The organism is Cobetia sp. QF-1 (assembly GCF_002213105.1).
In the GTDB taxonomy this organism is placed as follows: Bacteria; Pseudomonadota; Gammaproteobacteria; order Pseudomonadales; family Halomonadaceae; genus Cobetia; species Cobetia crustatorum.
Genome location: NZ_NBVS01000001.1, coordinates 511,792 through 529,429 on the forward strand (window position 1 = coordinate 511,792; position 17,638 = coordinate 529,429).

Below are 17,638 nucleotides of genomic sequence, written 5' to 3' on the forward strand. Positions count from 1 at the left end.
TAACGCCGCCGGAAGCGGCGGCGTCGTGGTATTCACATCAGCTAATCAGCGTCAAAAATTCCTGCCGGGTCGGCTGATTGTCACGAAAGGCGCCTAGCATGACCGACGTCTTCATGCTGGAATTCTGCTTTTCGACGCCGCGCATCATCATGCACATATGACGCGCCTCGACGACAACAGCTACGCCACGCGCACCAGTCACCTGCTGAACCGCTTCGGCAATCTGCTTGGTCAGGTTTTCCTGAATTTGCATACGACGCGAGTACATGTCGACGATGCGTGCAAACTTGGATAGCCCCAGCACCTTGCCCGCAGGCAGATAGGCGATGTGACACTTGCCAATGAAAGGCAGCAGATGGTGTTCACACATCGAATACAGCTCGATGTCCTTGACCAGTACCATCTCGTCGGTATCGGAGGTAAAGACGGCGCCGTTGACAATCTCCTCCAGCGACTGATGATAGCCGTGCGTCAGGAACTGCATGGCCTTGGCAGCCCGCTTCGGGGTATCCAGCAAGCCTTCACGCTGCGGATCCTCACCGAGTGCAGTGATGATCTGGCGGTAGTGGTTGGCAATCTCTTCGGTCATCCGTCTGCCTATGATATCGGTCAGGGGCGCACGTGAGCGCGCGCATAGCAGGGGTAAAGCACATAAGTTATACAACAGGCCGCAATCGAACAAACCTCGTACAACTATGTGTTCAATGTCAGGGGCAGATTCTACCTCAGGGATGCCATCAGCGCAGGCCTGATCACGCTCCAGCTCAGTGATTCACCGCCTAGCCTGCTCAGCACTCATAAACATTCCCCACGATATCCTTTCCTCGATAACGACATCACCCCCACCGAAGACCGATGAGGGTGATGTTTTGCGCCGACATGCTGTTCAAGCGCGTCTATCGATCAGAGCATCATTTCTGTCAGGCAAGCCAGCGCGGTGTATCCAGCGCGACGCGCTGCTGCTCAAGACTGCGGATATGATCATCCCAGTATCCCAGGCTCGCGACATGTGAGAAGGCAAGCGGGAAGGCAGGGTCTGCCCAGCGCCGCACGACCCAGGCGCTATGGCGCACCATGCGTAGAGTACGCAGCACTTCTATCCATTTGAGCTGGCCGCGATCGAAATCACAGTGCTGCTCATAACCTTCCAACACTTCCGAGAGCTGCATGTGCAACTCAGGGTCACTGTCTCCTGTCAGCAGCATCCAGAGATCCTGTACCGCAGGAGCGCTCAGGCAATCATCGAAATCCACCAGCGCGAAGTGTTCATCACGCCCGAGCATATTGCCGATATGACAGTCACCGTGCGTGCGGATCAGGGCATTCTCTGGCCAGCTCTGCTCGGCGACCAGCGGTCGTAATGCTTCGATCACCCGAGTGTAGCTATCACGCTGGCGCTCACTCAGCCAGTCAGATGCCAGCACGCTGTCGCGACTCTCATCGAGAATGCGCGCAGGAGATAGCGTCTCGCGCTCCTTAAACTGGCTCTTGCGCCCAATGGCATGCACACGACCGATCAGCTCACCCAGATGAAAAAGGTGTTCCGCTGATTCTAGTTCTGGTGCACGTCCCACGACGTGGGGAAATAACGCAAAATCAAATCCTTCGTATTGGTGAAGGGTCTCACCATTCGCATTCGCCCAGGCGGGCGCCCCCGGAACACCAGAATCCTCAAGCTCGGCCAGAAAGGCATGCTCCTCGAGAATCTGTGCACGACTCCAGCGCTCCGGACGATAGAACTTGGCCACCCAGCGTCGACGATCGTCATCAGCTAGATGGTAGACACGATTCTCGTAGCTGTTGAGCGCAAAAGGCTCACCAGGCAACCAGAATCCTAGTGACTCGACAGCGGCAACAACACGATCAGGCGCCAGTGCATCAAAAGGGTGGAAGCGTTTGTCCACCTGGCCATCCTGAGCCGTTGATGTCGGCCAGGTATTACCATTGGACAGCGCATCAATATCACTCGAGGTGCCGGAAGATTGCGAGGCAGCAGGTGGAACAGGATCAATAGGCATGGCAATTCCTCGGGCATGGACCAGCAAACGGCTGCCGGACCCTGCATGCTATGAGATTAGACCCTCTTACCGCCAGTCTTCTCCCTGATTGATCACCAAGACGAGTGTGACGCAAGAACAAAGGTTAACCCTCAAGCGTCGCAGCAGCTGTCGATAGCGGCGTGCGAGCCAGCACACAGGCCACTACCTCACGAGCACCGGCCTGGCGACATGCCAATGCCAAGCTATCGAGCGTCGCACCACTGGTCATCACATCATCAATCAGCATGACGCTGGCGGGTAAGGGGCCGATGATGTCATAACGCCCTCGCTGCGCTTTTAGACGTCCGCGTCGCCCGCGCAGACGCTGGTCGTCATGAGAGGAGGCATCATCTCTCAGCCTTGCCACCTTCTGGGGATGCTTGCGCACCGTCTTCTCGAGCAACTTGTACAACCCAGACAGTGGATCGTGTCCGCGTAATTTCTGCCGCCTCTCATCTGCTGGCACCAGAATCACGACGGCTTCTGGATGCAGTGACAGCCATGCTTTACATAATGGTGTCAGTTCACGCTGCATCAGCAACCCCAACAATCTACCCGCACGACGCTGATGTTGGTCCTTGTAGCGCTGAAACAACCCTGCCACCAGCCCTTCATAACGCAGCGGTGCAAAGGTGTGCTGAAACGCAGGCGGCACGAGAAGACAACGCGCGCAGGGTGACATGCTCAGAGCGGCGGAGGCCATGGGCTCAGCACAGCAAGGGCAGGCATGACGATTGCGAACAATCATCGCATCGCATTCATCGCACCAGTCACTGTGGCGTACGCTCGTGACCGAGCGCTTCTTGCCCGATGACATATCGTTCGAGTACTGGCTGCCCTCCGGGGTATCGACTGATTGCTGACGCAAGCAAAAGGCGCACGGCCGTGATAGCCGCCATTGGTCAACCTTGAACTCCTTTAATGTTGACAGCGCTCGTCGAAACTCTATCATTCCAGTCAACCTTTAATAACAAGGAACGTTGACCTTTTGATCGACACACAGAATCGACCAACAGATCTACGCCACCCTCGCCCTGCCCGCCTGAAGAAGGACCTCTATCTCATGACCGTAGAAGCCTCGCCCGTGAACACGCAAGCTGCGAATACAGCAACCGCCACAGCAGCCAGTACATTTACCGGTACAGCTGCTGACACACAGGTGCGGCACGACTGGGGCGTCGCAGAGATAGAAGCGTTGCTTGCGCTGCCTTTCAATGACTTGTTGTTCCGAGCGCAACAAGTGCATCGTCAATATTTCGATGCGAACGCGGTTCAGATTTCCACCCTGCTTTCCATCAAGACAGGCGCCTGCCCCGAAGACTGCAAGTACTGCCCGCAGTCAGGCCACTACAACACGGGGCTTGGCAAGGAAAAGCTGATGGAGATTCAGAAGGTTGTCGAGCAGGCACAGGCAGCCAAGGAAGCCGGTGCCAGTCGATTCTGCATGGGCGCTGCCTGGAAGAGCCCGCGCGCGCGCGATCTGGAAGTCGTCACCGAGATGGTGCGGCAAGTGAAATCGCTGGGGCTAGAGACCTGCATGACGCTGGGCATGGTCGATACTCAACAGGCCAAGAAACTGGCCGATGCCGGCCTCGACTATTACAACCACAATCTGGATACCTCGCCGGAATACTATGGCGAGATCATTACCACGCGTAGTTATAGCGAGCGCCTCGATACGCTAGCCAGTGTGCGTGAAGCCGGCATGAAGGTGTGCTCCGGCGGTATTCTCGGCATGGGAGAGACCACTACCGATCGCGCCGGACTACTGCGACAGTTGGCCAATCTCCAGCCGCAGCCGGAATCTGTGCCGATCAACATGCTAGTCAAGGTCGCGGGGACACCACTGGAAAACGTCGAGGATCTCGATCCCATCGAATTCATTCGTGCCATCGCCGTGGCGCGCATCATGATGCCGAAGAGCCACGTACGCCTCTCTGCCGGCCGTGAACAGATGGATGACTCTACCCAGGCACTGGCCTTCCTCGCCGGTGCCAACTCCATCTTCTACGGCGAGCGCCTGCTGACCACCGGCAACCCACAAGCCAATCGTGATCGTGAGCTGTTCAGCCGCCTCGGACTGCATCCTGAAAAGCGCGACGAGGTGGCGAGTGATGAAGTGCGCGAAGCCGCACTCAAGGCCGCCATGGAAGAGCAGGCGCGTACCAACGTGGAAGGCAGTCTGTTCTATGACGCCACGCAGGAAGCGACTCCAGCCACGGGCAATGGACATGTCCGCGAGCGCAAGCCGTGCGGCATGGTGGTCTGAATTCACGTGGACGGTATCGATTCAGACCAGAGTGAAAGGTCAACGACAAGCTTCACGCACCTGGCCAGCCTGCTCACCCATCGTCAGCAGGCTGGCCGCTATCGACAGCGCCTGACACTTGCCTCGGCTCAGGGCGTACACGTCAAGCTCGTCGCTGCCGGCGGTAGCACTCCTGAGCGGCTCAATTTGCTCAACTTTACGGCCAATGACTATCTCGGGCTGGCGGCGCACCCCGCCTTGATTGAGGCCGCGTGTGTGGCGGCTCGCGAGTACGGTGTCGGCAGTGGCAGTGCGCATCTGGTGAATGGCCATCAACAGTCACATCATGCGCTTGAGCAACGGTTAGCGACTCTCACTGGCCGGCCACGCGCGTTGCTGTTCTCCACTGGCTTCATGGCCAATCTTGGCGTTATCGATGCGCTGGCCAGTGCTTCACGCACTGCTGGACGCACACTTGCGATCTTTCATGATCGCCTCAACCACGCAAGTCTGCTGGACGGGGCACGACTCGCATCTTCCAACACGACCTCCGTCAGCTCTCGACGCTTCCATCATCGTGACCTTGTTGACCTTGACCGTCAGCTCGGCCTCTCGCGTGCGGATGACCGACTGGTCATCAGTGACGGTGTCTTCAGCATGGATGGTGACTGTGCTGATACCCAGGGCTTGAGTGAAGTATGCCGACGTCACGGCGCTTGGCTGATGATCGATGATGCCCATGGGGTCGGCGTACTGGGCAATCAGGGTGAAGGGGTGGTCAGCCGTGATACCTCGCTGGCTGACGTCCCGATAGTGGTCGGCACATTGGGTAAGGCGCTGGGCAGCGCCGGGGCCTTCGTGGCAGGCAGCGAAACGCTGATCGAGAGCCTGATTCAATTGGCTCGTCCCTATATCTATACCACCGCTCAACCGCCGCATGTCGCCGCTGCCACCCTGGCAGCACTCGACATCGTCAAGTATGAACCTGAGAGACGCGCTCACTTGCAGGCGCGCATCAAACAATTTCGCGATGGCTGTCGCCGTATATTCACAGGAAGCAAGTTGTCGCTGGGACTCGCTGGGCATTCCTCGACGATTTCAGTTGGTAGCGACGAGATCCTCATACCGATTCAGCCGCTGGTACTGGGTAGTGAAGCACGGGCACTTGCATGGAGTGAGGCGCTCAAATCACGCGGAATTCTAGTCTCCGCGATTCGTCCGCCCACCGTACCGCTTGGCATGTCACGCCTGCGCTTCACTTTCTCAGCAGCTCACCAGGTAGAAGATATTGATCAGCTACTGGAAGCTATTGCCGAGGTATTGGCACAGGAGCAGCAATCCAAGGGGGAGACTTCATGGCCGCGCTGACACGCCTGGTGCTATTCAACGGCTGGGGAGTCGATGCGCGAGTATGGCAACCATTGATTACGAGCCTCACTTGTCACCTTGCCTCTCACCAAACCTCATCGCTGCATATGCAGGAAAGGCGGCTTGAAATTCTGACGCCAGACTGGCCGCAACCAGCATCCGAAGCCAATACAACTCATCTGTCAGAACTAGGAGGAGCACACAGCCTGTGGCTGGGGTGGTCACTGGGTGCACTGCGCGCAGAAGCACTGGCAAACTCATTGCCAGCGGAGAAAAAGCCTGGCGCGAGAATCTCATTGGCGATGGGGCCTCGTTTCGCACAATCAATATCATCATGTTCTCAGGTGGAATTTCCGGCACTCCCAGCGGGCACGCTGACAACCTTCGCTAACGCCTTCACTCGTTCCCCCGAGGCCAGCTGGCAACACTTTCTCCGCTGGCAAGCCAGTGGCGAGGCAGATGCGCGTGACTGTTTGAAACGGCTACGTGCATTGATCGGCACACGTGCCAGCTGCTCACCAACAGTATTGTCAGCAGGACTGAATGAACTCGCGACCCGTGTCATGACACTATCTCGACCAGAGGAATTCTGGCTGGGAAAACACGATCCGTTGCTAGCGCCGGACTTGACCGCGGCATTACGTGAACAAGGGCATCACGTGACTGAGTTTGATGGCGGCCACTGCTTACCCGTCAGCCGCCATGAGACGCTTGCGGAGGCACTACTGAAGCGAATGGCACCTGGCGGCAGCCGCACCTGCCAGAGCGAGAACTTCTGACATGCAAGCCGCACACTCTCCCCTATCGACGACACGCACCCACATCGCCAAAGCCTTTGATCGCGGCGCTGCCGACTACATTACACTTGCACAAGCGCAACACGTGATGGCGCGCATGTTGTTCGATGCACTGCCTGTATATCTTCCAGCACGCTCTCGGGTACTGGATCTAGGCTGTGGCCCGGGCCACTGGACTCAAGCATTGACTGCACGCTATCCCGTTGCCCACTGCCTTGGGCTCGATCTGTCGATGGCCATGCTGCAAGAAGCCGCTCGTACCGCCGACAATGACGACATCAGCTGGTTACGTGGAGATGCCGAACGGCTGCCACTGGCAAACGACAGCTTCGACCTGGTGTTCTCAAGCCTTGCAGTACAGTGGTGCGATAGGCCAGAAAAATGGCTCAGTGAGATCGCTCGTATCTTGCGCCCAGGCGGCAAGGCCTTTATCAACACGCTCGGCCCCGGCACCTTGAGCGAGGTACGGCACGCCTGGCAGCGCGATGATGATTCAGTGCGTCACTTTCCCTCAGCAGAGACACTCGTCACACTGGCGACATCAGCAGACCTTATCTGCGAATGGGACATGCGACAGCATGTCTTTCACTACCCTGACTTCGCTCGCGTAATGGATTCCATCAAGAGAATCGGGGCACAAACGGCCAGTGGCCGGCGCCTTTTACGCGCTGATTTACAGCATGCTCGATCTCGTCATGAAACATTGCGCACCGAGAAAGGATTACCTGTTAGCTATCACGTAATTGAACTTACACTTGAAAAACCTGTCAACAATGACAATGAAATACAAAGAAAATTTGCATAAAGGCAACAAGATGCCCTCACAGGACATATCCCGACCTTCCTTTACCAGTCACGGTATTGCGGCATTTGTCACCGGCACTGACACCGAAATCGGCAAGACCTTCATTGCCAGCGCCTTGTTGGCTCGGGCACGTATGCGTGGCCTTACCACTCAGGGTTTGAAGCCTGTCGCCTCGGACTGCTTTGAGAACCATGATGGATTGGTCAATGTCGATGCATTATCACTACAAGCGCAATGCACGCCCCCAGTTGACTACGAAGCCATCAACCCTTGGCGCTTTGCGCCTGCCATCGCACCGCATATCGCAGCGCGCCAGGCAGGTGTTGCACTAGAAGTCAGTGTGATTGAAGCGCACATACGACGCCAGATGGCGACAGCATCACGTGATCTAACGCTGGTGGAAGGTGCTGGTGGTTGGCGAGTGCCGCTCAATGATGAGGAAGATTTCTCTGACTTGGCCATCCAGCTAGAACTACCTGTCATTCTGGTAGTGGGATTGAGACTCGGCTGTATCAACCATGCTCGCCTGACACTGGAAGCGATCGAACGCGACGGCCTCGAAGTCGCCGGCTACGTTATCAATCACCTTGAGGCTGACATCGAAGTGAGTGAAGACAATATGGCCACGTTATCGCGTACGCTAAGAGCGCCATGTCTTGGCGTAGTGCCTTGGATGCACGATGACTTGAGCGACTGTCGGCATGCGGCAGAGCGTGCTGCCAGTTATCTGCAATTGCCCTGTGGGCTGGAGTCACGAAGCGAGCACGTCTCAGAAGATTGAGCTGTAATCAGGAGTAAGAAAAATATTGGCTATAAATGCAGACAAGCGATTGACTTGAAAGGCATCACAGGTAGAATACTGTCCAGCTTCTAGCGGGAGTGGTGGAATTGGTAGACACGCCAGATTTAGGTTCTGGTGCCGTAAGGTGTGGGGGTTCGAGTCCCCCCTTCCGCACCATCAGCAGTAACACGCTGATGATTTTCAGGTAATGCACAGCGTAGCCTGTCTTATTCTCTGTAATATCCCCTATTGCAGTGATGTATTTAAAAGAACGTCTCTCTGAAACATCCCTGATTCATCGCTGTTAGCCATTGTCTCAACGCTTGTCAGCACTGCGTTTCGTGATATGTCCTTTCCTCGAGTACCAAACCCTACCCTTTGCTTCAACATTTCTAACACCACAATATCGATTTCAAGAGCATCAGCCTCAAGAATATCGGCCCCCCCTCGCGCTATGCTCGGCCACTGCAAGTATGTACTTGCTTAACTCGCAAATGATAATGGCTCTCTTCTTTCGCCGATCTCAGCGACGGCGCACCCTGTTCTGTAACGTGGCCAGACTCAAACAGGCACTATTCAAGAGCGCTTGTTGTTGCTGTCGATCATGATGTACTGCCTGAGCGGTAGCCAACTGCTGGTTCACGTATTCAACACCACTGTTGAACTTATAGAAGTCACCACGTGATGCTATCTGACGGAAAGCTTCCAACTGTGTTGATTCCAATTCCAACATCTCGCCACGCGCCACGCGCGGTTCCGCTTGCGCAAGCGCCGAAATCAGTGGACCCACTGCTTGATTCCACTCATTGCGTCGTGGACGAAAACGCCCTAGCAGAAAGCCAATAGTGCTCCCAGCCACGAGACCGCCTAGCCCCCACAGTAATTCACTCGTCATCTTGGCGCCTCGATGGATTGGCCTGAAAAACACAACTGGTATTCATTATCGGTCAGTATACCCGAGAATGATTATCCCCATACCATGAGTGCAGAAAACCCATCAATCAGAGGTTTATGTTACTGCCCTCGAGCACCAAGAACGATGATGGCGCTTCCGAGCAGGCAGATGACAGACCCGATAATATCCCATCGATTTGGCAACTGTTGCTCCACCAGCCATAGCCAGATAATCGAAGCGGCAATATAGACACCCCCATAGATAGCGAAAGCTCGACCAGCCTGACTCACCTCTACCAATGATAATAACCAAGCAAATAGGGCTAAGCTCATCAGACCAGGAATCAGCCACAGCGGGCTGCGTGCCAGCTTCCACCAGGCCCAAAAACTGAAGCAACCGGCGATCTCTGCCAGTGCCGCGAGAGGGTAGATCCACAAGAGTGACATGAATTAATCTCATTTGAGAAAAGATGACAGCGTCCTGTCAGCTGTCGGCTTCAGACGACTCCCGCCCACAGACAAAAGCCGCTAGGATAAATTAGCGGATAACGTGCTGGCAGATACGCCACGCCCATAGCACGCTCTACCATGATATGAAAATAAAGCCAGGATTGGCGCCGTCTTGCAGTGGATAACACCCTGCAACTCGCTTACAAGGAAACTCGGATGACACGGCAATGCCTGATCATCAATCGTTTGGATGCTGACCGTCTGCAGCGCTTGATCGATAGTCATCAGCAAGATGACGAACTCGCCACTCGGCTGGAAAGTCGCCTGATTCAAGCTGAAATCGTTGATCCCGATGAATTCCCCGCGGATCGCGTTAGCATGCGCAGCCAATTACGACTCATTGGTTCGCGCTCTGGCGAGAGCGAGTGGGTGCTACATTACCCAGACCCTCTTCATGAGGAGCGCATGGAAATCAGCCGCAGCATAACGGCAGTCGGCGAACAGGAAACCGCCCTACCACTATGCATCATGTCGCCTTTGGGCATTGCATTACTGGGATTGCCGATCGGAGAAAGCATCAGCTTGCCGGAAGACAATGGCGAAAATGATGTCATTCGCATCGATGCCATTGTGCATCAGCCAGAAGCTTACGGCATGTTCCACCTCTAATCATGCATGACAGCTTCTTCTGTCATGGCCCGTGCCACTTTCTGGCGCGGGCCATGCTATTCGTGAATGACGGTAGTACTGCCAGCTGATTACGCCATATGAGCATGTTACCCAAACATGCCACTGCTCGAGCACGCCTGACGCCAACCCGCCAAAATTCCTGCTCCGTCACGCACGCAGGACTCTCTCGGTACTGGCCAGGAGGTCGTTTATGAGCACGCGCTTACATCCACAGGTTTCCTCTACTGCACAGCGCCGCCTGCACGCAGCGCTCGATCACTATGCTGACAGCCATCAACATCCCGATAATGTGCGCATCCATCTGATATGTGTGCCACTGATCTTCACTGCGACTCTCATTCTGCTGTGGCGGATTCTCGGAGGGCAATGGATATCCAGTGAACCAGGCTTGGGCATGTGGATGATACCCGGTGGCGCACTGACAATCGCGACTCTTGCATTTTACGCACGCTATTCGCTACGTGCCTTTAGCGTAATGCTTATTTGGACACTGGCCAGCCTGGCGCTGATGTTTGCCATGCTGGGTCTCGAGTGGCCAGTTGTGCCATTGATGCTGGCGCTGTTCCTGCTGGCATGGACAGGCCAGTTCATTGGGCATCGTATCGAAGGGCGAAAACCTGCCTTCCTTGATGATTTACGTCAATTGCTGATCGGACCGCTATTCGTCCTTATTGAGCTATTCCCCGCTATACGCCACTGGCTGGTGGCGCAGGATATGCCCAAGACCGATCAACTGAAACATCGATGATTTATCCATAAAATGCCCCTCAACGCTGACACGCTGAGGGGCATTTGTGTAACGGAACGACTTTATCCCAATCTGTCAGACTTACTGCTCAGGAGTGAAATCCTCGAGACTGAATGCCATCAAGGAAGCAGAACCGGCGGCAACCTGTGCCTCCAACGCGACGGCACGCGGCAGAATACGACTCACGAAGTAATTCCCTAACGCAAGCTTGCGACGGTAGAAGCCTTCACCGCAGGCACCCTTTTCCTTGAGCCCGCGCGCTGCGGCACGCGCCATACGCAGCCACAGATAACTGTAAACACACAATCCGGTCAGGTTCAGGAAATCACTGGCAGCAGCTCCCAGCTCATCAGGATTATCCTGCGCACGGGCAATCAACTGCTCAGACACTCGCTCCAGACGCTCAAGTTCCTGCTGACATGCCTCAGCAAAACACTGGGTATCGCCATCATCATTCTGTGCACTCAGCTCATCACGTACCAACATCGCAAAGCGCGACACATAGGCGCCACGGTTGCGATACAGCTTACGGCCCACCAGATCCATTGCCTGAATACCGTTGGTCCCCTCGTAAATCATGGCAATCCGCGCATCGCGCACATACTGCTCAGCCCCCCACTCGACACAGTAACCATTGCCGCCGTAAAGCTGTTGGGCCATCACAGTGGCATCAAAACCACGGTCCGTCAGCAGAGCCTTGGCCACCGGAGTCAAGAACTGCACGAGGTCATCAGCCGCAGCCTTCACCTCACTGTCAGCATGATATTTGACCCGATCCAGCTGCTGACCCACGAGTACTGCAAAGGCACGCCCCGTTTCGTTCCAGGTACGCGCCTCCAATGCCATGCGTCGTACATCAGGATGCACCAGTATCGGGTCTGCCGGCTTTTGCGGAGCGACAGCTCCCTTCGGAGCACGGCTTTGCAAGCGCTCAGCGGCAAAGTCCATGGCGCTCTGATAAGCCACCTCACCCAGCCCGAGCCCCTGCAGGCCAATAGACAGCCGTTCGTAATTCATCATGGTGAACATCGCTGCCAAGCCCTGATGCGGCTCGCCAATCAAGACACCCTCCGCACCATCGAAATTCATCACGCAAGTCGCACTGCCCTTGATGCCCATCTTGTGTTCGATGGAACCACAGCTGACTGCATTCGCCTCGGCAGGCTCGCCGTTGCCATCCAGCAGATGCTTGGAGACCAGAAACAGCGAGATACCTCGTGTACCTTCAGGGGCGTCCGGCAGCTTGGCGAGCACGAGATGCACGATGTTCTCGACCATGTCGTGCTCGCCACCGGTAATCCATATCTTGGTACCCGTGATGCGATAACGCGGCAGATCCAGCACCTCATCATTGTCCTCAAGCGGCTCGGCGCGCGTACGAATCATCCCCAGATCAGTACCACAATGCGGTTCGGTCAGGCACATGGTGCCCAACCAGTCGCCGGCATACATCCGCGGCAAGAACATGCGTTTGACGGCTTCGGGAGCATGGCTGTCCATCGCCAGACAAGCGCCAGCATTCAATGCTGGATAAAGCGCAAAGCTGGTATTGGTGGCATAGAGCATCTCCTCGAAGGCCACCGTCAGCATCTTGGGCATGCCCTGACCGCCGTACTCGGGATTTCCGCCCAGCCCCATCCAGCCACCCTCAGCCAGCACCCGATAGGCTTCCTTGAAGCCCTTGGGCGTGGTGACCTTGCCTCCCTCAAAGCGTGCACCCTCGGCATCACCACTTAGATTGATTGGCAATAATTCTGCCTGCGTGACCCGCGCCCCCTCTTCGAGAATCGCCTCGGCCAGTTCAGCGTTCACCTCTTCGGTGGCGGACATTCCTGCCCATTCATCCTCAGCGCCAAACACCTCGTTGAGAATGAAGCGTGAATCCTTGAGTGGCGCCTGATACTTGGCCATGTAACTCTCCTCGCAAACAATGGGACAGCAGCGATATTAGCTCGCAGCAAATTCAAACGATTGCTTGAAACAATAGGCGCAATACTGCTCCACGTCATCTCGACCTTGGCCCAAGAGGCACCACCCAACCGATGCTCGAACAGGTTGGGTGGTGCCTGAAACGCCAGACGCCGCCACGGCATGTATACCGTGGCGGCGTCTGGGACATAGACTTTCAATAGCTCAATCTAAACGATAAACGATCATCACTCTCAGGCTGTCTGTACTTGTCCAAGCGGCGTCGGGTGCTTGCCATCTTCCCAGCCAAGGCTGCTATTCGCTGTCGGCGAGAACCACTTGAGCGAATCGTGCAGACTGACCACATCACCCACGATGATCAATGTCGGTGGCTTGAGTCCTTGGCCAGCGACCTGAGCGGGCATGTCTGCCAATGTCGCTACGTGGACGCACTGGCGCGCTGTCGTGCCTTGTTCTACCAGCGCAATCGGCGTAGTGGATGCCAAACCATTGGCCATCAGCTGCTCGCAGATCAATGACAGGCTGCCCAGCCCCATATAGAACACCAGTGTCTGAGCTGGACGCGCCAAGGATTCCCAATCGAGATCACAGCTGCCATCTTTCAAATGGCCAGTAATGAAACGCACTGATTGTGCGTGATCACGATGGGTCAGGGGGATACCGGCGTAGGCCGCGCAGCCCGAGGCCGCTGTAATACCCGGCACGACCTCGAAGCTGATTCCTGCGCTTGCCAATGTTTCCAGCTCTTCTCCACCACGCCCGAAGATGAAGGCGTCGCCACCCTTGAGACGCACGACACGATGACCCGCACGCGCATAATCCACCAGCGCCTGATTGATGCCTTCCTGAGGAACGCTGTGATCGCTACGTGCCTTGCCGACATAGAGACGACGGGCCTGCGGATTGGCCAACGCCAGAATTTCGTGACTCACCAGCCGGTCATGAATGATGACATCGGCCTGCTGAAGATGACGCAGTGCTTTCAACGTCAGCAGCTCCGGATCTCCCGGGCCAGCACTCACCAGTGCCACCTGACCACGCGTGCCGGTAAACCTTTCGCCCTCTTTTATGGGTAACACAGCTTCTCCCGCCACCAGGCGAGGTGGCAAACGTACGCTGGAATCGTTGGGATGGCGCGGTGCAAAAACCATCGCCTGCTGCTCACGTGCATGGCGCAAGATGCCACGATCACGTCCGACACTGCCGGTGGCTACCAGCCATAGCTGACCGGGCGCTGGCACTGGGAGCAGCGTATCGGCAACTTCCCAGCCTTCCCGCCCACACAGCATCTCCAGCGCAGGCATTCGGGTATCGCCGAATACACACAGATCAGCGCCAAGACCAGCGAAACGTTCCGCTAATGCCAGTGCCTCCTGCCCGCCGCCAATCAGGCACAGTTGGAGTCGTGAGGGGTCGCAGGAGAGATTGAGAAATTCCATGGGCATATCCACAAACGCTTGCAAGGCTGGGAAGCAGCCTCTAGTGATTGATATTTTAGAGCATAAGAAACACTCTCTAAAATAACTAATAAGAATAACCACCCTATGTGATGTCGTAGCTTCAGTATCTCCATCGTGGATTTTTCCATCCATGCTCTACTGAATCATGTGAGCAGCGCACTAAAAAGCCCCCATCTCCAATAGGAAATGAGGGCTTCGAGCTCAGCACGAGGTGAACAACTCAGACGTTGAGCGTTTCAACTCCGCCCATGTAGCCACGCAGCGCCTGAGGTACCGTGATGGAACCATCAGCGTTCTGATGGTTTTCCAGCACTGCAACCAGACAACGGCCTACGGCAAGACCCGAACCATTGAGTGTATGCACCAGCTGCGGCTTCTTCTGACCTTCGACACGTACACGCGCTTGCATGCGACGCGCCTGGAAATCTTCGCAGTTGGAGATGGAAGAAATCTCGCGATAGGTATTCTGGCTCGGCAGCCAGACTTCCAGGTCGTAAGTCTTGGTCGCCGCGAAGCCCATGTCGCCCGTACACAGAGTGACAGCGCGATACGGCAACTCCAACGCCTGCAGAATCGCTTCGGCGTGGCCACGCATCTCTTCCAGTGCTTCAGCGCTCTTGTCAGCCTCAACTACCTGTACCATCTCGACCTTGTCGAACTGATGCTGACGAATCATGCCGCGGGTATCACGGCCATAAGCACCCGCTTCACTGCGGAAGCACGGGGTATGTGCGGTAAATTTGAGCGGTAGGCTGGCAGCGTCGAGAATCTCGTCACGCACCATATTCGTCAGCGGCACTTCTGCGGTCGGAATCAAGAAGAACTCGCGATCATCATTGAGCTTGAATAGATCTTCCTCGAACTTGGGCAACTGACTGGTACCCATCAAGGATTCACGGTTGACGATATAAGGCACGTAATACTCTTCGTAGCCATGCTCCAACGTCTGCTTGTCGAGCATGAACTGCACCAGTGCGCGATGCAGGCGCGCGATGGAACCGTGCATGACGGCAAAACGAGAGCCGGTGATCTTGGCAGCCAGTTCAAAGTTCAGCTGACCACGCAACTCACCTAGATCGACGTGATCGCGCACAGCGAAGTCGAATTCACGCGGCGTACCCCAGCGGTGCAACTCGACGTTATCGCTCTCGTCGGCGCCTTCAGGCACTTCACCGTTCGGCAGATTCGGAATACTTGCCGCCAGCGCATCTGACTTGGCCTGCAGTTCCGAGAGCTCTTTCTTGGCGGCGTCCAGACGCTCACCAAGGTCACTGACTTCTGCCAGCAGCGGCGCAATGTCTTCGCCGCGAGCCTTGGCATTACCGATGGACTTGGAGCGAGTATTACGCTCGTTCTGCAGTGACTCGGTTTCGACCTGCAGGTTGCGGCGGCGCGCTTCCAGCGTAGAGAAGGCAGCGGTGTCCAGCTGATAGCCACGACGTGCGAGGCGCTCGGCAGTCGCTTCAAGGTCGGCGCGCAGAAGTTTCGGGTCCAGCATGTGGGAAGGCTCTCTCGTCGGATCACTCATGCCGCAAGGCGGCGCGGAAAGGTTATGCGACCTAGTCTACCTCAGCCAAGCCTCACTTCGCAGCCGCAGCGCGTCTCGACAAGCACTCACGAGACGCTGAAAAACGTCAGAGCAGAACGCGCGCAATCTTCATGCCCAACGCAACCATCCCCAGGCACGCCACCACGCTGACCGCGATATAGGCAAGGCCCACCAACGTGCGGCCGCTCATCATCAGATTAAGCGCTTCCAGGGCGAAGGTAGAGAAGGTCGTGAAGGCCCCAGTAAAACCAGCCACCATGATCGCTTGCCATACGGGGGCTAACTTCAGCTCCTGCGTGACCCAGATGAACAGAAAGCCCATCAGGCAACTGCCAATCAGGTTGACACCCAGCGTGCCCCACGGGAATCCGCGACCGGCGGCTCCGAAGATCCAACCACTGATCAGATAGCGCCCCAATGCGCCGATGGCGCCGCCCGCTGCTACTGCCAACCAGGTTCCCATGTGCTCTCTGCCTCAGCTGCGTTACGGACTTCTGCCCCACATACCACATGGCGCATATCGAGCCACCATTGTAGAAAAAACGCGAGGCTCGGGGAACGCAAACAGTACAAAAGAACCGTTCCAGTAATGACACCCCCCAGAGAACAGATCCAGAAAGCAAAATCATAGAGTAAATTCAGAGAGCAACGCTCACGGGCAACAAGGCGCCCTATCGGTCATTTTTCGGACGAGTATCATCCAGCTCACTGCGCAAACCTTCCAGCACATGCTGCCACTGGCGATGCGCGCCCTCACCACCTCCAAGCTGCTCAAGGCCACGCGCAGTCCAGGTGCCTGGTGTGCCAATCCGCGAGGCGAGCTCACCGGGTGGAGTATCAGGATGCGCTTCCATCAACGCCAACGCATCACGCAGCTGGGCCATCAATAGCTGCCTGGCCTGTGGACCACTCATGCCAGGTACCGTCTGGAACCAGTCGAGCAAGGCCTGTTGTTGCGCGAGTTGCCAAGCATTGATGCACACCGCCAGCATGCTCGCCTCAAACGCCGCCTCCTCTTCAAAGGCAATAATCTGCTTGACCGCAGGGCCAAGCAGATCCCGTGTCAGCAGGTCCTCAGGATATAACGTCAGCGCGCTCTGCCCTTCCGAGACAGCAAGCCCTGTCATCACCCGCACCACTCGCGCCGGCGCAAACCAGCGTTGTAGATCGACCAGTGGCACACCTGCCGCCGTCACCATCAGATGATGATCTGCTTCCAGTACCTGTGCCTCGCGCAGCTCACTGGCCAACGGTTCAAGCTGATCCGGGCGAACGCCCACCAACAAGCACAGGCTGGCCTCGCAAACGGCAACATTACTGGCATGCCGGACAGCGCCGAAGCGCCATCCCAAGCGATGGCTGCGGACGTCATTGCGCGGAGATAGATGGAATTCAAGATCAGTCCGCGAGCGACCTTCACGCTGACTGCCTCGTGCCAGTGCCACCAACAGAGATTCCGTCAACTCGCCCACTCCCAGCACGCCAAGGCGCATAGGTGGGCTACGAGACTCGCGATAGCAGGGAGAGGAATAGGAAGGCGATGCCATGAGCTAACTCCTGATGACCAAGCATGAAAAGAAAAACAGCACCGGTAAAACAAGACACAAGATGACGCCTATAGTCGTAGCGAGTACAGGTATAACGGTTACGCAGTGTGAGATAACACAATAAATAGGTAGCGATAATCTACAAGATGATCCACCACAGCACTCTGCAATAGTCGCGTGATGCATATTGAATGACACTCATCTCAAGCGTAGTCAGTCCTTACCTCCTTCACCGAGTTATCCCATACCGACAGACATTCAATGCCCTGACGGGCTGGGGCCACACGACCAGCTCAGGTAAGCTAGGCACATTGGCCTCTGTGGCCTGCCTGA

17 protein-coding genes and 1 tRNA gene are annotated in these 17,638 nt (G+C 56.2%); 8 read left to right on the top strand and 10 right to left on the bottom strand.

Annotation, left to right across the window (positions count from 1 at the left end):
- Window positions 1–37 precede the first annotated feature (37 nt).
- The 3 genes from folE to CFN46_RS02280 form a co-directional block, all read right to left on the bottom strand.
- Entirely contained in the window at window positions 38–589 is a 552-nt protein-coding gene (gene folE / locus CFN46_RS02270; protein ID WP_024950769.1) for a GTP cyclohydrolase I FolE, read from the bottom strand.
- Window positions 590–920: 331 nt separating this feature from the next.
- A complete protein-coding gene (locus CFN46_RS02275) occupies window positions 921–2,018 on the bottom strand; it encodes a serine/threonine protein kinase (RefSeq protein WP_088742579.1) in 1,098 nt (365 codons plus the stop codon).
- 124 nt (window positions 2,019–2,142) lie between these two features.
- Window positions 2,143–2,694 carry a ComF family protein gene (locus tag CFN46_RS02280; RefSeq protein ID WP_141103617.1) on the bottom strand — a complete coding sequence of 184 codons (552 nt, stop codon included), beginning with the start codon at window positions 2,692–2,694 and terminating at the stop codon, window positions 2,143–2,145.
- Window positions 2,695–3,102: 408 nt separating this feature from the next.
- On the opposite strand from CFN46_RS02280, the gene bioB reads away from it, so the two are divergent.
- The 6 genes from bioB to CFN46_RS02310 all read left to right on the top strand — a co-directional run bounded on the left by bioB (window position 3,103) and on the right by CFN46_RS02310 (window position 8,215).
- A complete protein-coding gene (bioB, locus tag CFN46_RS02285) occupies window positions 3,103–4,308 on the top strand; it encodes a biotin synthase BioB (RefSeq protein WP_088742581.1) in 1,206 nt (401 codons plus the stop codon).
- Between the two features lie 6 nt (window positions 4,309–4,314).
- Window positions 4,315–5,655 (top strand): 8-amino-7-oxononanoate synthase, encoded by a 1,341-nt coding sequence (locus tag CFN46_RS02290; protein ID WP_246116414.1) that lies wholly within the window; start codon window positions 4,315–4,317, stop codon window positions 5,653–5,655.
- A complete protein-coding gene (locus tag CFN46_RS02295) occupies window positions 5,643–6,434 on the top strand; it encodes an alpha/beta fold hydrolase (RefSeq protein ID WP_088742582.1) in 792 nt (263 codons plus the stop codon). Before CFN46_RS02290 ends, CFN46_RS02295 begins: the two co-directional genes overlap by 13 nt.
- Before the next feature lies 1 nt (window position 6,435).
- Window positions 6,436–7,257, top strand: coding sequence for a methyltransferase domain-containing protein (locus CFN46_RS02300; protein ID WP_088742583.1), 822 nt, complete (start codon window positions 6,436–6,438; stop codon window positions 7,255–7,257).
- 10 nt (window positions 7,258–7,267) lie between these two features.
- Entirely contained in the window at window positions 7,268–8,038 is a 771-nt protein-coding gene (bioD, locus tag CFN46_RS02305) for a dethiobiotin synthase (protein WP_088742584.1), read from the top strand.
- Between the two features lie 92 nt (window positions 8,039–8,130).
- A tRNA-Leu gene (locus tag CFN46_RS02310) sits at window positions 8,131–8,215 on the top strand.
- A 346-nt stretch (window positions 8,216–8,561) separates the two neighbouring features.
- Here the strand turns inward: CFN46_RS02310 and CFN46_RS02315 are convergent.
- Both CFN46_RS02315 and CFN46_RS02320 read right to left on the bottom strand, forming a co-directional pair.
- Window positions 8,562–8,933, bottom strand: coding sequence for a hypothetical protein (locus CFN46_RS02315; RefSeq protein ID WP_088742585.1), 372 nt, complete (start codon window positions 8,931–8,933; stop codon window positions 8,562–8,564).
- 119 nt (window positions 8,934–9,052) lie between these two features.
- Window positions 9,053–9,379: a YnfA family protein gene (locus CFN46_RS02320; protein WP_024950761.1), complete on the bottom strand. Its 327-nt coding sequence runs from the start codon at window positions 9,377–9,379 to the stop codon at window positions 9,053–9,055.
- 219 nt (window positions 9,380–9,598) lie between these two features.
- On the opposite strand from CFN46_RS02320, the gene CFN46_RS02325 reads away from it, so the two are divergent.
- Both CFN46_RS02325 and CFN46_RS02330 read left to right on the top strand, forming a co-directional pair.
- The gene (locus tag CFN46_RS02325; protein WP_088742586.1) at window positions 9,599–10,051 is read left to right on the top strand and encodes a nucleoside diphosphate kinase regulator; all 453 of its coding nucleotides are present in this window, start codon (window positions 9,599–9,601) and stop codon (window positions 10,049–10,051) included.
- Window positions 10,052–10,262: 211 nt separating this feature from the next.
- Window positions 10,263–10,820, top strand: a complete 558-nt coding sequence (locus tag CFN46_RS02330) for a DUF962 domain-containing protein (protein WP_088742587.1) — start codon at window positions 10,263–10,265, stop codon at window positions 10,818–10,820.
- 81 nt (window positions 10,821–10,901) lie between these two features.
- Here the strand turns inward: CFN46_RS02330 and CFN46_RS02335 are convergent, their stop codons facing one another.
- The 5 genes from CFN46_RS02335 to CFN46_RS02355 all read right to left on the bottom strand — a co-directional run bounded on the left by CFN46_RS02335 (window position 10,902) and on the right by CFN46_RS02355 (window position 17,305).
- Window positions 10,902–12,731 carry an acyl-CoA dehydrogenase C-terminal domain-containing protein gene (locus tag CFN46_RS02335; RefSeq protein ID WP_088742588.1) on the bottom strand — a complete coding sequence of 610 codons (1,830 nt, stop codon included), beginning with the start codon at window positions 12,729–12,731 and terminating at the stop codon, window positions 10,902–10,904.
- A 251-nt stretch (window positions 12,732–12,982) separates the two neighbouring features.
- Entirely contained in the window at window positions 12,983–14,188 is a 1,206-nt protein-coding gene (gene cobA, locus CFN46_RS02340; RefSeq protein WP_339378974.1) for a uroporphyrinogen-III C-methyltransferase, read from the bottom strand.
- 241 nt (window positions 14,189–14,429) lie between these two features.
- Window positions 14,430–15,707, bottom strand: a complete 1,278-nt coding sequence (serS, locus tag CFN46_RS02345; protein WP_088742590.1) for a serine--tRNA ligase — start codon at window positions 15,705–15,707, stop codon at window positions 14,430–14,432.
- Between the two features lie 136 nt (window positions 15,708–15,843).
- Entirely contained in the window at window positions 15,844–16,221 is a 378-nt protein-coding gene (gene crcB / locus CFN46_RS02350) for a fluoride efflux transporter CrcB (protein ID WP_024950756.1), read from the bottom strand.
- 208 nt (window positions 16,222–16,429) lie between these two features.
- Window positions 16,430–17,305: a pyrroline-5-carboxylate reductase gene (locus tag CFN46_RS02355; protein ID WP_088742591.1), complete on the bottom strand. Its 876-nt coding sequence runs from the start codon at window positions 17,303–17,305 to the stop codon at window positions 16,430–16,432.
- Window positions 17,306–17,638: the final 333 nt, after the last annotated feature.